Raw genomic sequence first — 13,226 nt, 5'->3', positions numbered from 1 at the left:
AACTGAATGCGGGTACCTAAGAAAGAGCGGCAACGCTTGTTACAAGAAACGATTGAGCGCAATCCGTTCATCAAAGACGAGGAACTGTCAAAACAGTTTTCCGTCAGCATCCAGACGATTCGTCTCGATCGGATGGAATTAAAAATTCCAGAAGTGAGGGAACGAATCAAACATGTGGCTTCTGAACACCTCGATGAAGTCAAATCGCTTTCAATGAGCGAGGTCATCGGTGATATGATTGACTTGAAACTCGATGACTCTGCGATTTCTGTCCTCGATATCGAAAAAGAACACGTCTTTAGCCGCAATGAGATTGCTCGTGGACACGTCTTGTTCGCGCAAGCCAACTCGTTAGCGGTGGCGCTCATCAATGATGAATTGGCGTTGACCACTAAAGCGGAGATCCGATTTAGTCGCCAGGTTCATCTTGGAGAGCGAGTCGTTGCCAAGGCTCGTGTGATTAAGCTAAGAGGAGACGGAAGAACAGACGTCACAGTCGAAAGTTATGTCGGCGAGGAGCGCGTCTTTGAAGGCGACTTCACGATTTACCGACGTGGTGAGGAGGAACAAGCATGAAATTAGCAATTGATGCAATGGGTGGCGACCACGCACCGAAAGCAATCGTAGAAGGTGTGAAACGGTTCGTCGAACAATATCCGAACGAGCCGATGGAGCTCTTTTTAGTCGGTGACGAGGTGAAAATCGCCTCTTACGGACTTGACGATCCTCGTGTGACGGTCGTTCCAGCTAGTGAAATCATTACAGGAGAGGACGAGCCGGTTCGAGCGGTCCGCCGTAAAAAGGACAGTTCGCTCGTCGTAGCGGCCAATCTCGTCAAAGAAGGTAAAGCGGATGCTCTCGTGTCTGCTGGAAACACTGGCGCCTTGATGGCTGCATCTCTCTTCATCATCGGACGAATCCCAGGAATCGAGCGTCCGGCATTATCTCCGACGTTCCCTACATATACAGGTAGTGGTGTCGTCGTGTTGGATGTCGGAGCGAATCCGGATGCGAAAGCCGAACATCTTGTGGATTATGCGATCATGGGCTCACTCTATGCCGAACATGTTCGTGGCATCAAAACACCGCGTGTCGCTCTTCTCAATATCGGGACAGAAGCCGGAAAAGGAAATGCGCTCACGAAAGAAGCGTTCCCCCTCCTTGAACAGGCCCCTGTCCACTTTGTCGGGAATGTCGAAGCGCGTGAAGCGATGTCAGGAGACGTGGACGTCATCGTGACAGAAGGATTTGCCGGAAACATCTTGTTAAAAGGTGTAGAAGGATCCTCAGCAATGCTTATGAAGATGATGAAAGAACAATTCACGAGCAATCTTGTATCGAAACTTGCCGCTCTCATCTTAAAACCGAAATTAAGACGATTGAAAGAAACGCTTGATTATCGCGAACATGGGGGAGCCGGGCTATTTGGAATCAATGCGCCTGTCATCAAGGCGCACGGATCGAGTGACGCACTCGCAATGATGAGTGCGTTGAAACAGGCGAAAATCATGGTAGACCACGATGTCGTCGATAAAATCAAGCGTGCCAAAGCGATAGACTAAGCGAAAGCAGGTGAGGACATGGGGAAAGTAGCATGGGTGTTCCCGGGACAAGGCTCTCAAGCCGTCGGAATGGGACAGACATTTTTAGACCAACCTGAAACTCTTCAGGCAATCGGGCGTCGACTCGGATTTGACCTTCTTGAAGTCATGTCTGCTGGGTCGAAAGAAGACCTCCAAGAAACAGAAGTCGCACAACCGGCAATCGTTGCGCATGCCTCGTTACTGGCACAAGCCTATGCGGCAAATGGTGCGACACCAGATGTCGTCATCGGACATAGCGTAGGAGAGTATGCTGCGCTCGTCTCGGCAGGGGTCATCGATTTAGAAGAGGCGACCGTGCTCGTTCGAGAACGTGGTAATTTGATGTCTTCAGTGAAAGACGGGACGATGGCGGCAGTCGTCGGCATGACCGATCTTCAAGAAGCGCTTCATATCACTGAAAAAATTAGTGCGAGTGGGGATTTAGTACAAATCGCTAACTTGAATTGCCCTGGTCAGTTTGTCATTTCCGGGCATATCGATGCTGTCGAACAGGCAAGTGTAGAATTGAAAGCAGCCGGCGCGAAACGAGTGTTACCGTTAAACGTCTCCGGTGCGTTCCACAGTTCATATATGATGCCGGTGGCGACACGTTTCCAGGATGTCCTCGCCTCATCACCGTTCAAAGAGGCGTCTGTCGATTTCATCTCGAACGTGGATGCGGTTGTACATCGCGATCCTGAACATTTAAAAGCGTTGTTGACGAAACAACTCTATTCGTCAGTGCGTTTTGAAGAATGTGTTCGAAAAGCGATTGCAGACGGAGTGGACACGTTCATCGAGTTCGGTCCATCGTCACCCCTTTCAGGGTTGATTAAACGAATCGATTCGAACGTTTCGATTCAAAAGGCGACCACGCTTGAAGAAGTCGCCTCGTTAGGAGGAGAAGTTCGTGCATGATCAAGTAGCGATCGTGACTGGTGCGTCCCGTGGAATCGGTGCGGCCATCGCGAAACGTTTAGGGGAAGACGGCTTCCGTGTCGTCGTGAACTACTCGGGTAGTGAAGAGAAGGCAAACGCCGTCGTGGCAGCCATCACCGAAGCAGGCGGAGAAGCCATTGCTGTGAAGGCAGATGTCTCAAACGCAGACGACGTCAAAGCACTCGTCAAGACGGCAGTCGATACGTATGGACGCGTCGATTGTCTTGTGAACAATGCAGGGATTACACGTGATGGGTTACTCATGCGTATGAAAGAGGCAGATTTCAATGACGTCTTATCGACGAATTTGAAAGGGGCATTCCTCACATCGCAAGCGGTGACACGTCCGTTGCTCAAATCAAAATCAGGGCGTATCATCAATATCGCCTCGGTCGTCGGCATCACTGGGAACGCAGGACAAGCAAACTATGCGGCCGCAAAAGCAGGGTTGATTGGATTGACAAAATCTGTGGCACGCGAACTCGCAAGTCGTCATGTGACGGTCAATGCCGTTTGTCCTGGTTTCATTCAAACCGACATGACCGATGCCTTGACAGATGCGCAGCGAGACGCTACACTCGAGCAAATTCCGTTCAACCGTTTTGGACAAGTGGAAGATGTAGCGAACCTCGTCTCATTTTTGGCGTCTGAACAGGCTGCTTACGTGACTGGCCAGACGATTGCCGTCGATGGCGGCATGACGATGGCATAAAGGCATAAAAGAGAACTTTACCAATAGACAGACATTTAATATACTTACCTTTGGAGGGATTTTATCATGACAAAAGAACAAATTTTAGTAGACGTACAAGAAGCAGTAGCAGAGAAACTCGGAAAAGACGTTTCTGAGATCACGGCAGAGAAATCGTTCAAGGACGACCTTGGCGCTGACTCGCTTGAAGTAATGGAAATGGTGATGGACCTCGAAGACAAATTCGACATCACGATTGAAGACGAAGACGCTGAGAAACTTGCAACTGTTGGCGACGTAGTTGCATACATCGAAACAAAAGTGTAATCAAGCCATCCCACCGCTCGGTCCCGAGTGGTGGGCTTGTGCTTATTCATGGAGGGAACTATGACAAAAGAAAAACGGCGGTTTGACCGTCAAGGATCGGCGCAACGGCGTCGACGTCAGGAAATGGAACGAGCACGCATCTTAGAGTTATTCAAGTCATTAGAAGAGCGTTTAGACGTTCAGTTTTCAAATCACGACTTGCTCATGCAGGCGTTCACGCATTCATCTTATGTGAATGAGCAGCGTGGGTTGCGAAAAGACAATGAACGCTTAGAGTTTTTAGGGGATGCCGTATTAGAATTGACCGTATCCCGGTTCCTATATGAGACTTATCCGGAGCGCTCCGAGGGGGAATTAACAAAGTTACGGGCGGCGATTGTTTGTGAACCGTCACTCGTGAATTTTGCGGAGGCCTATGCCTTCTCTGACTTTATCTTGCTTGGAAAAGGTGAAGAGTTGACTGGTGGACGAAAACGTCCGGCATTACTTGCCGATGTCTTCGAATCCTATATCGGTGCTCTTTATTTAGACCAAGGGATTGAGGCAGTCGAACGATTCCTCGCCGAAGCGGTTTTTCCGAAAGTCTTAGCCGGAGTATTTGAAGAACAGACTGATTTCAAGAGCCAGTTGCAGGAAAGCGTGCAACGTGAAGGGTTAGGTCCGGTCACTTATGAGATCATCGAAGAGCGCGGACCGGCACATAGCCGAGAATTTGTGGCTCATGCACGTCTCAGCGACGATATTGTCGGTGAAGGGGTCGGGCGTTCTAAAAAAGAAGCGGAACAATTGGCAGCGAAAGAAGCGCTCATCGCTTTTAATCGGCGATACGCAGATTTATAAACAAAAGGAGTGGACCATTCACCATGGTTCCACTCCTTTTTCATGTCAATTGACCGAGCTCTTCGACGATTCCGTCGACTTCTGATAAAGAGAGGGAAGAACGTGTCATCACGTACTCATAAATCTCTTTCACCGCTGATGGGTCAGCCTCATTATATTCTTCCGCTTTGATCGCACCGCGGTTAATAATGTTCATCTTATCCAAAATCGCTTCAATCATCTGTTCATTCGTCATCTGTATTCCCCTTTCTACAGTTCTTTTAAGAATAGCATGATTCTGGCATTTTGACGAACTGTTAACTGTGGTAAAATATACAGATGAATGCTTACTGCGGATAGGATGGTCACGATGCACTTAAAACGAATCGAACTCGCTGGCTTTAAATCATTTGCCAAGCGAATTGAATTAGATTTCCGTCCCGGCGTCACGGCTGTAGTAGGGCCGAACGGGAGCGGGAAATCCAATATATCGGACGCTGTTCGCTGGGTACTTGGAGAACAGTCGGCCAAATCACTGCGCGGTGCCAAGATGGAAGATGTCATCTTTGCCGGAAGTGAAGGTGAGAATCACCGAAACGTCGCCGAGGTCACACTCGTCCTCGATAATCGCGACGAACAGTTACGTCTCCCTTATGAAGAAGTGAGTGTGACCCGTCGCGTGACCCGGAGTGGGGACAGCGACTATTTTATGAATAAAAAACCATGTCGTCTAAAAGACGTGATTGATTTATTTTTAGACACAGGTCTTTCCCGCGATGCATTCGCTATCATCGGGCAAGGGCGGGTCGAACAAGTCATTTCCGGGAAACCGGAAGATCGCCGGGCCGTCATCGAAGAGGCGGCGGGAGTCCTCAAGTATCGCCAGCGTAAAAAACAGGCTGAGCGTAAATTACAAGATACGGAGTTGAACTTATCTCGTGTCGACGACATCTTATTTGAGTTGGCTGACCGGGTAGAACCCCTTCGCGAACAAGCAGCGCTTGCTCGGGAGTATAAAGTGGCAAAAGCCCGTCATGACGAGCTTGAAACGGGTATCATGGGTGCCGAAATTCAAATGCTTCAACAAGAAATCGAGCAGGTGACGGTACGTCACACAGAATCCATTCAGCAATTGTCTAACTCCGACCGTTCGGTACAGAACCTTACCGAAGAACGTAGTCAACTCGAGGCGACACTTTCGACACTTCGTGACGAGTTGGCTGAATTGAATCAAAAGGAGCGCGAACAGTCGACGTATGTCGAGCGTTTGACGGGTGACATCAAGCTCGCAAAAGCCCAAGAAGAGCACGGTGCCGAGATGAAAGACCGTCTCTTGCGTCAACGTGAAGAAGTAAAAGCTGAGATGGCAGAGCTTGAGACACGGTTGCAGACCGTTCGTGATGAATTGTCTCAAAAAGTAGATACGTTGCACCAAACGACTGAGGCGAGAGATGCGCTTCAACAACAATTGACAGCCGCATCGCGTGATTTCAATTCTGAAATCGAAGCGTTACAAAGTGAAGCGTTCGAACTCGCGACCACGCGAGCGACAATCAGTAACCAACAAAAGCGGGAACAACGGGATATCGATGTCGCCATCGAGTCGAAAGAACGACTTCTTCGTGAGAATAAACATCGTCTCGATGACCGTTCTTCACAAGAAGCGACACTGTTAGCGGCGCAAAAACAGTACGAAGAGGTACAAAGTCGTTTTGAACAATTGACTGATAAAGAGGCGGAACTTCACGATCAAGAAACGACGATCCGTGAGAAATTAACGCGGGCGGAGACGTCTTACTATGATCTCGAGCGTCGTCGTCAAAAAACAGAAGATCGGATCGAAATGCTCGAACGGATGAAGCAATCGTATGAAGGTTATTTCCATGCGGTCAAGTTCGTGTTGAAAAATCGTTCTGCAGGTGTGCTCGGTGCCGTCGCTGAACTCATTCGTGTTCGTCCTTCGTATGAAGCAGCGATCGAAACAGCTCTCGGTCAGACGCAGCAACATGTCGTCGTCACAGACGAGACAGTCGGTCGCCGTGAAATCGATCAATTGCGAAAAGCGAACGCGGGTCGTGCGACATTCTTGCCGCTGACGACGATCAAGCCGAGATTCGTACCGACCGAAGTGATGCATCGCCTCGAATCGATGAATGGGTTTGTCGGTGTGGCGTCCGATTTGGTCGAGACGGACGAATCGTTTGAGACGTTAAAACAATCACTCCTCGGTGCGGTGCTCGTCGCGGAGACGTTAGAAGTCGCGAACCGAATGGCACAGTCGACCGGATATCGTTTCCGCGTCGTCACACTCGAGGGAGACATCGTGAACGTCGGCGGTTCGATGACAGGTGGTAGTCGTAAGCAAGGTGTGGCTTTGTTTACACAATCGCGTGAACTAGATGACTTGAAACAAGGATTGACACAAGGTCTTGCCATGCTCCATGAGCAAAAGCAACGTCTTCAAGAGTATACGGAAGCATTGACAACGATTACTCAAGCACTATCGACACTTCGAGACGAAAAACGTACCGTCGAAGTCACGCTTCGAGAGGTCGAGGCTACTTACCGCACTGCTGAACGTGCCTCACTCGATGCCAAATCACAACTTGAACTGTTCGATCACGAGATGATGCGCTATGAACGGACGATTGAGACGTCGACAGCCGAGCTCGAACGATTGACGAAAGCCTTGGCAGATACGGACAAAGAGCAAGCGGATATTCGTGTCCGTCTAGAATCGCTCCGTGCCGAACAGTCAAAAAGTGCCGAGAGTACGGGGCAACTCGAAACGGCGCTTCGCCAAAACGAACTCGACCTGCAACGCCATACGCTCGAAGAAGAACGTGTTCGATATGAATTGGAGCGCTTGACGACTGAACTTAATCGTCTACAGGAACGAAACAATCAGATGGAGCGTGAACTCACGCGCCTCGATAGTGGAGAAGTCGTTTCATCTGCTGAATTAGAAGCGACGCTTACCACGGCCAAGCTCGAATTCAACGAGATTCAAGAGTCGCTACAAGCAATGGCAACAACGCTCAAGTCGAATGAAGAAGCGTACCGGATCATGCGTCAGCGTGTCGACCAGGCGACGGAAGCGCGACGACAGGCAGAAGCGGTCGTCCGAAAACTAGAGACGGCGAAGCAAGAGTTCGAATTGAAGCGACAATGGAAGCTCGATGCGTTAGAAGAACAGGGTCTTGTCGCAGAACTCTTACCAGCGCTCGAGATTCCTCTTGATGAAGCGAAAGAAGAGTTTAAATTGCTCGTTCGTCAAATTGAGGAAATCGGACCGGTCAATCTGAATGCAATCGAAGAGTTTGATAGCGTTCACGAACGCTTTACGTTCTTGTCTGAACAGCGAGATGACTTGGTCAGTGCAAAAGAAGATTTGTATGAGATCATCGCCGAGATGGACCGTGAAGTGACACGTCTCTTTAAAGAAACGTATACGAACGTACGGGCACACTTTAAACAGACGTTCACCGAGTTATTCGGTGGAGGTGAGGCCGACTTAAAACTTGTTGATGAATCGGACTTGCTGAACACAGGAATCGAGATCGTTGCCAAACCGCCCGGCAAAAAGCTACAGACGCTCAGTCTATTGTCTGGTGGAGAACGCGCACTCACAGCGATCGCCTTATTGTTTGCGATACTGAAGACGCGTCCGGTACCGTTCTGTGTCCTCGATGAGGTCGAGGCGGCTCTTGATGAGGCGAACGTACACCGGTTCGGGGAATATATTCGCACGCTATCGATTGATACGCAGTTTGTCATCATTACGCACCGAAAAGGCACGATGGAAGCGGCGGACACGCTTTATGGCGTCACGATGCAACAGAACGGGGTGTCCGAAGTGTTATCGGTCGAACTGTCTGAAGCAAAACGTGTCGTAGAAATGGATGAAGAGATGGAGGAATCACGTTGAGTTTTTTCAAGAAATTAAAAGAGAAATTAACGACATCTACCCAAGAGGTGTCACAAAAGTTTACAGACGGGTTGACGAAGACACGTGACGGGTTTGCGAGTGCCGTCAACGACCTCGTCTATCGTTTCCGCGAGGTGGATGAGGACTTCTTCGATGAACTCGAAGATTTGCTCATCCAAGCGGATGTCGGCGTCACGACGACGATGGATCTTGTCGAAGATTTGAAAGAAGAAGTGAAACGCCGCAACTTAAAAGACCCGGGCGCAGTTCGGGATGCACTCGTTGAAGTAGTAGCGAAACGCCTCCAAGAAGACGAATCAGACCGCGAACTGAATATGCAAGATGGACTTACGGTCATCTTGTTTGTCGGTGTGAACGGGGTCGGGAAGACGACGACAATCGGAAAACTGGCGCATCAATTGAAGTCGGAAGGTCGTAACGTCATGCTCGCGGCAGGGGATACGTTCCGTGCAGGGGCAATCGAACAACTCCAAGTTTGGGGAGAGCGTGTCGGCGTTCCTGTTATCCGTCAAACGGAAGGATCAGATCCGGCTGCTGTCGTATACGATGCCGTCCAATCCGCGAAGTCGCGTAACATGGACGTCCTCATCTGTGACACGGCGGGACGTCTTCAAAATAAAGTGAATCTAATGAAAGAACTCGAAAAAGTGAAGCGTGTCATCGAACGAGAAGTTCCGAACGGTCCGCATGAGGTCTTGCTCGCATTAGATGCAACGACAGGACAAAACGCCATGATTCAAGCGAAAGCGTTCAAAGAAGCGACGAACGTGAGCGGAATCGTCTTGACGAAGCTCGACGGGACGGCTAAAGGTGGGATTGTGCTCGCGATTCGAAATGAACTCGACATCCCGGTCAAATATGTCGGTCTTGGTGAAAAGATGGACGATTTACAAGAGTTCAATCCAGAACAGTTCGTCCTAGGGTTATTCGGGGACGTTTTCGAAGAGAAGTCAGAAGACGACTCGACTGAAAAAGAGGACACAAACAAAGACCTCGCCTAAGTTTTGCTGTTAAGAAAAAAACTTGACAAGTACTAGGCACGGCTGTACTATAGGTAGTTGTAAAGGGATTTCACTTAACATGTGGAGGTGAAAGGTTTGACGCTCGAAAAAACGAATCGCATGAACTATCTCATCGATTTCTATCAAGCGCTCCTCACACCGAAACAGCGCAACTATATGTCTCTTTATTACCTAGATGACTACTCGCTCGGAGAGATAGCGGAAGAGTTTGAAGTCAGCCGTCAAGCGGTCTACGATAACATAAAGCGTACAGAAACGATGCTTGAACAGTACGAGGAAAAGCTCGCTCTATTCGAAAAATTCGAACAGCGTCAGCAACTTCTTCAGACCCTCAAACGTCAAGTCGAGCTCACGGATGACGTGAATGCCACGATTTCTGCGCTTGAGAATTTAGAGTAGGGGGCTGGAGCATGGCATTTGAAGGATTATCAGAACGGTTGCAAGCGACGCTTTCAAAGATGCGTGGTAAAGGGAAAATCTCGGAGACTGATGTCAAAGAGATGATGCGTGAGGTTCGCCTCGCCTTACTAGAAGCCGACGTCAACTTTAAAGTGGTCAAGCAATTCGTCAATGACGTGAAAGAGCGTGCGGTTGGTCAGGATGTCATGAAATCATTGACGCCAGGTCAACAAGTTGTCAAAATCGTTCACGAAGAGTTGACGAATTTGATGGGAAGCGATGTCGTCCCGATCTCATTTAGTCAGAAACCACCGACAGTCGTCATGATGGTCGGGCTACAAGGGGCAGGTAAGACGACAACGACCGGGAAGCTAGCGAACTTGATTCGTAAAAAGCATAACCGCAGTCCACTTCTCGTCGCGGCGGATATTTATCGTCCGGCGGCAATCAAGCAGCTCGAGACACTCGGGAAACAACTCGATTTACCGGTCTTCTCACTTGGCGATCAAGTGAAGCCGGAAGAGATTGTGACGAAAGCACTCGAGTACGCAAAAACAAATCATCACGATTTCGTGTTGATCGATACGGCGGGTCGCCTTCATATCGACGAGACGCTCATGGGTGAGCTCGAAAATGTGAAGACGATTGCCAAACCAAATGAGATCTTCCTTGTCGTCGACTCGATGACAGGTCAAGATGCGGTCAATGTGGCCGACAGTTTCAATGAGAAACTCGGAATCACCGGGGTCGTGCTCACAAAGCTCGACGGAGATACACGAGGCGGGGCAGCCCTTTCGATCAAGGCAGTCACGGGAGCGCCGATTAAGTTCGTCGGTCTCGGAGAAAAGTTGGATGCCCTCGAACCATTCCATCCAGAGCGCATGGCGTCACGGATCCTTGGAATGGGGGACGTGCTCTCGCTCATTGAAAAAGCCGAGACACAAATGGACCAAGACGCAGCGAGAGAGCTAGAAAGCAAAATTCGCGACGCGTCATTCACGTTCGATGATTTCATTGAACAGTTGGGTCAAGTGAAAAACATGGGCCCGATTGATGAATTACTTTCGATGTTACCTGGTGCAGGTAAGATGAAAGGGTTGAAGAACGTCCAAATCGACGAGAAACAACTCGATCACGTCGAAGCGATTATTCGTTCGATGACGAAACATGAGCGTTCCAACCCGGAAGTGCTCAATGCGAGTCGTCGGAAACGGATCGCAAAAGGGAGCGGTCGCTCGATTCAAGAAGTGAACCGTCTCATCAAACAGTTCGATGACATGAAGAAGCTGATGAAGCAAATGTCAGGACAAATGAAAGGGAAGAAAAAGGGCTTAGGTCTTCCGTTCTTCTAACAAAAACTTTTGTCAGTCGGACAAAAAAGCTGTATACTATAAAAGTTGTCAATTCTTAAACACATGATGGAGGTATATTACCATGGCAGTTAAAATTCGTCTTAAGCGCATGGGCGCAAAAAAATCACCTTTCTACCGTATCGTTGTAGCAGACTCACGTTCACCACGTGACGGTCGCTTCATCGAGCAAGTTGGTCACTACAACCCGGTTGCAAAACCAGAAGCTGAAGTTCGCATCAACGAAGAACTCGCTCTCAAATGGTTGGCAGACGGCGCGAAGCCATCTGACACAGTACGTAACTTGTTCTCTAAAGCAGGGATCATGGAGAAATTCCACAACGCGAAAAACGCGAAGTAATGATGTGGCCGACCTTTTCTGAGGTCGGCCTATTTTGTTGAGGAGGGAACGCGAATGGATTGGTTATACGTTGGGAAAATCGCCAATACGCACGGCCTTAAAGGGGAAGTAAAGATTTTGGCGGCGACAGACTTCCCGGAAGAACGATTTAAAAAAGGAAATACGTTGTTCCTTGACGTGGACGGAACGAAACAAGAGATGACGATCACGACATATCGTCCGCATAAACAGTTTCATCTCGTCACGTTCAAAGGATTTGAAAACATCAACCTCATCGAGAAATATAAAGGGTTGAAGTTGTACGTCCATGCCGAACACGTGCACAATCTCTCGGAGAATGAATATTACTATCACGAGATTATCGGTTGCGAGGCGATTGTCGATGGCGAGGCAATCGGGGTAATCGATGATATCTTTGAGACAGGTGCGAACGACGTATGGGTCATCAAACGACCAGGCAAGTCGGACGCGCTCATTCCTTACATCGAATCGGTCGTGAAAGAGATTGACGTGGAAGCGAAACGGGTCGTCATCACCCCAATCCCTGGAATGATTGACGATGAAGATTGATGTGTTGACGTTATTCCCGGACATGTTCAAGTCGCTCGACCATTCCATCGTCGGCCGAGCGAAAGCGCTCGGACAAGTGGATATGTCGTTCATCAATTTTCGGGATTTTTCAACGAACAAGCATCATAAAGTCGATGACTATCCGTACGGAGGAGGAGCGGGCATGTTGCTCACCCCACAACCAATCTTTGATGCATTTGACTCGATCGAAGCGAAGTCACCACGTGTCATTCTCACGACGCCGACCGGAAAGCCGTTCAATCAACAGATGGCGGAAGAATGGGCCCGTGAAGAGCATCTAATCTTTTTGTGTGGACATTATGAGGGATTCGACCAGCGCATCCACGATGAACTGGCGACGGACGAAGTGTCCATCGGCGATTTCGTTTTGACGGGTGGGGAGCTCGCGACGATGGTGATGATTGATGCGACGGTGAGACTGCTCCCGGACGTCCTTGGTGATCAGGCGAGCCACGAAGACGATTCGTTCTCGACCGGTCTCCTTGAGTATCCGCACTACACACGCCCTGCGGAATTTCGCGGGTTGAAAGTGCCGGACGTCCTCCTGTCTGGAAATCACGCTCGTATCGAGACGTGGCGACGCGAGCAATCGCTCGCGAGAACGTATCGACGTCGTCCGGATTTACTCGAGCAAATCGAGCTGACGGAAGACGATAAAAAGTTTCTTCAATCGTTGCGCGATTGAGAAATATATGCTATGTTTGAGCATGTGGGTTAAACCCATCGATTACCGATGTTCCGCTATTGGATGCTTGGGCATATGAAGATATGAACATTGAAGAAAAAGGAGATATGATTCATGAACACACAAAAACTGTTCCGTGAAATCACAGAAGAACAATTCAAATCGGACGTACCTGCTTTCCGTCCTGGTGACACAGTACGTGTCCACGTTAAAGTTGTAGAGGGAACGCGTGAGCGTATCCAGATCTTCGAAGGCGTTGTTATCAAGCGTAAAGGTGGCGGCATCAGCGAAACATTCACAGTCCGTAAGATTTCTTACGGCGTAGGTGTTGAGCGTGCATTCCCGCTTCACTCACCACGCGTTGCGCAAATCGAAGTAGTACGCTACGGTAAAGTTCGCCGTGCGAAACTTTACTACCTCCGTAACCTTCGCGGTAAAGCAGCACGTATTAAAGAAATCCGTCGTTAAGATGGGAATTAAGCTTGTCGCTTGCGACAAGCTTCTTTTTTTC

Annotated in this window: 15 protein-coding genes; 14 read left to right on the top strand and 1 reads right to left on the bottom strand. The window is 49.2% G+C overall.

The features are described from left to right. Positions 1-6: 6 nt before the first annotated feature. The 6 genes from fapR (at position 7) to rnc (ending at position 4,380) form a co-directional block, all read left to right on the top strand. Complete coding sequence (fapR, locus tag KNO87_RS04605) at positions 7-576, top strand: transcription factor FapR (protein WP_214788894.1); 570 nt, start codon at positions 7-9, stop codon at positions 574-576. Next, on the top strand, positions 573-1,562 hold the full coding sequence (gene plsX / locus KNO87_RS04600; protein WP_214788891.1) for a phosphate acyltransferase PlsX: 990 nt from the start codon (positions 573-575) through the stop codon (positions 1,560-1,562). Before fapR ends, plsX begins: the two co-directional genes overlap by 4 nt. Before the next feature lie 18 nt (positions 1,563-1,580). Continuing rightward, positions 1,581-2,501, top strand: a complete 921-nt coding sequence (gene fabD / locus KNO87_RS04595) for an ACP S-malonyltransferase (RefSeq protein WP_214794124.1) — start codon at positions 1,581-1,583, stop codon at positions 2,499-2,501. Next, a complete protein-coding gene (gene fabG, locus KNO87_RS04590) occupies positions 2,494-3,234 on the top strand; it encodes a 3-oxoacyl-[acyl-carrier-protein] reductase (RefSeq protein ID WP_214788886.1) in 741 nt (246 codons plus the stop codon). The genes fabD and fabG overlap by 8 nt, the downstream gene beginning before the upstream one ends. 66 nt (positions 3,235-3,300) lie before the next feature. Continuing rightward, entirely contained in the window at positions 3,301-3,540 is a 240-nt protein-coding gene (gene acpP, locus KNO87_RS04585) for an acyl carrier protein (RefSeq protein ID WP_214788883.1), read from the top strand. A 123-nt stretch (positions 3,541-3,663) separates the two neighbouring features. Continuing rightward, positions 3,664-4,380, top strand: coding sequence for a ribonuclease III (gene rnc, locus KNO87_RS04580; RefSeq protein ID WP_214693956.1), 717 nt, complete (start codon positions 3,664-3,666; stop codon positions 4,378-4,380). Between the two features lie 40 nt (positions 4,381-4,420). Here rnc and KNO87_RS04575 read toward each other — a convergent pair whose 3' ends face one another. Continuing rightward, positions 4,421-4,615, bottom strand: a complete 195-nt coding sequence (locus tag KNO87_RS04575; protein WP_214788880.1) for a DUF1128 family protein — start codon at positions 4,613-4,615, stop codon at positions 4,421-4,423. Between the two features lie 114 nt (positions 4,616-4,729). On the opposite strand from KNO87_RS04575, the gene smc reads away from it, so the two are divergent. The 8 genes from smc to rplS all read left to right on the top strand — a co-directional run bounded on the left by smc (position 4,730) and on the right by rplS (position 13,183). Next, the gene (gene smc / locus KNO87_RS04570) at positions 4,730-8,287 is read left to right on the top strand and encodes a chromosome segregation protein SMC (protein WP_214794121.1); all 3,558 of its coding nucleotides are present in this window, start codon (positions 4,730-4,732) and stop codon (positions 8,285-8,287) included. Beyond that, positions 8,284-9,309, top strand: coding sequence for a signal recognition particle-docking protein FtsY (gene ftsY / locus KNO87_RS04565; RefSeq protein ID WP_214794119.1), 1,026 nt, complete (start codon positions 8,284-8,286; stop codon positions 9,307-9,309). The genes smc and ftsY overlap by 4 nt, the downstream gene beginning before the upstream one ends. A gap of 96 nt (positions 9,310-9,405) precedes the next feature. Next, entirely contained in the window at positions 9,406-9,729 is a 324-nt protein-coding gene (locus KNO87_RS04560; protein ID WP_214702252.1) for a putative DNA-binding protein, read from the top strand. 11 nt (positions 9,730-9,740) lie between these two features. Continuing rightward, entirely contained in the window at positions 9,741-11,081 is a 1,341-nt protein-coding gene (ffh, locus tag KNO87_RS04555; RefSeq protein ID WP_214788871.1) for a signal recognition particle protein, read from the top strand. A gap of 82 nt (positions 11,082-11,163) precedes the next feature. Continuing rightward, positions 11,164-11,439 (top strand): 30S ribosomal protein S16, encoded by a 276-nt coding sequence (gene rpsP / locus KNO87_RS04550; RefSeq protein WP_015881366.1) that lies wholly within the window; start codon positions 11,164-11,166, stop codon positions 11,437-11,439. Positions 11,440-11,493: 54 nt separating this feature from the next. Then, positions 11,494-12,009 (top strand): ribosome maturation factor RimM, encoded by a 516-nt coding sequence (rimM, locus tag KNO87_RS04545; RefSeq protein ID WP_214788868.1) that lies wholly within the window; start codon positions 11,494-11,496, stop codon positions 12,007-12,009. Next, entirely contained in the window at positions 11,999-12,715 is a 717-nt protein-coding gene (trmD, locus tag KNO87_RS04540) for a tRNA (guanosine(37)-N1)-methyltransferase TrmD (protein ID WP_214794116.1), read from the top strand. The genes rimM and trmD overlap by 11 nt, the downstream gene beginning before the upstream one ends. Before the next feature lie 114 nt (positions 12,716-12,829). Further along, entirely contained in the window at positions 12,830-13,183 is a 354-nt protein-coding gene (gene rplS / locus KNO87_RS04535) for a 50S ribosomal protein L19 (protein WP_015881369.1), read from the top strand. Positions 13,184-13,226: the final 43 nt, after the last annotated feature.

The organism is Exiguobacterium sp. s34, assembly GCF_018617435.1.
GTDB classification, from domain to species: Bacteria; Bacillota; Bacilli; order Exiguobacteriales; family Exiguobacteriaceae; genus Exiguobacterium; species Exiguobacterium aestuarii.
This window is presented reverse-complemented; position numbering and strand designations above follow the sequence as displayed.

Coding starts and splice junctions, on each gene's coding strand:
- ffh (WP_214788871.1), top strand. CDS start 9,741: ATGGCATTTGAAGGATTATCAGAACGGTTGCAAGCGACGCTTTCAAAG.
- trmD (WP_214794116.1), top strand. CDS start 11,999: ATGAAGATTGATGTGTTGACGTTATTCCCGGACATGTTCAAGTCGCTC.
- rplS (WP_015881369.1), top strand. CDS start 12,830: ATGAACACACAAAAACTGTTCCGTGAAATCACAGAAGAACAATTCAAA.
- rimM (WP_214788868.1), top strand. CDS start 11,494: ATGGATTGGTTATACGTTGGGAAAATCGCCAATACGCACGGCCTTAAA.
- fabD (WP_214794124.1), top strand. CDS start 1,581: ATGGGGAAAGTAGCATGGGTGTTCCCGGGACAAGGCTCTCAAGCCGTC.
- rnc (WP_214693956.1), top strand. CDS start 3,664: ATGGAACGAGCACGCATCTTAGAGTTATTCAAGTCATTAGAAGAGCGT.
- KNO87_RS04575 (WP_214788880.1), bottom strand. CDS start 4,615: ATGACGAATGAACAGATGATTGAAGCGATTTTGGATAAGATGAACATT.
- fapR (WP_214788894.1), top strand. CDS start 7: ATGCGGGTACCTAAGAAAGAGCGGCAACGCTTGTTACAAGAAACGATT.
- rpsP (WP_015881366.1), top strand. CDS start 11,164: ATGGCAGTTAAAATTCGTCTTAAGCGCATGGGCGCAAAAAAATCACCT.
- plsX (WP_214788891.1), top strand. CDS start 573: ATGAAATTAGCAATTGATGCAATGGGTGGCGACCACGCACCGAAAGCA.
- acpP (WP_214788883.1), top strand. CDS start 3,301: ATGACAAAAGAACAAATTTTAGTAGACGTACAAGAAGCAGTAGCAGAG.
- smc (WP_214794121.1), top strand. CDS start 4,730: ATGCACTTAAAACGAATCGAACTCGCTGGCTTTAAATCATTTGCCAAG.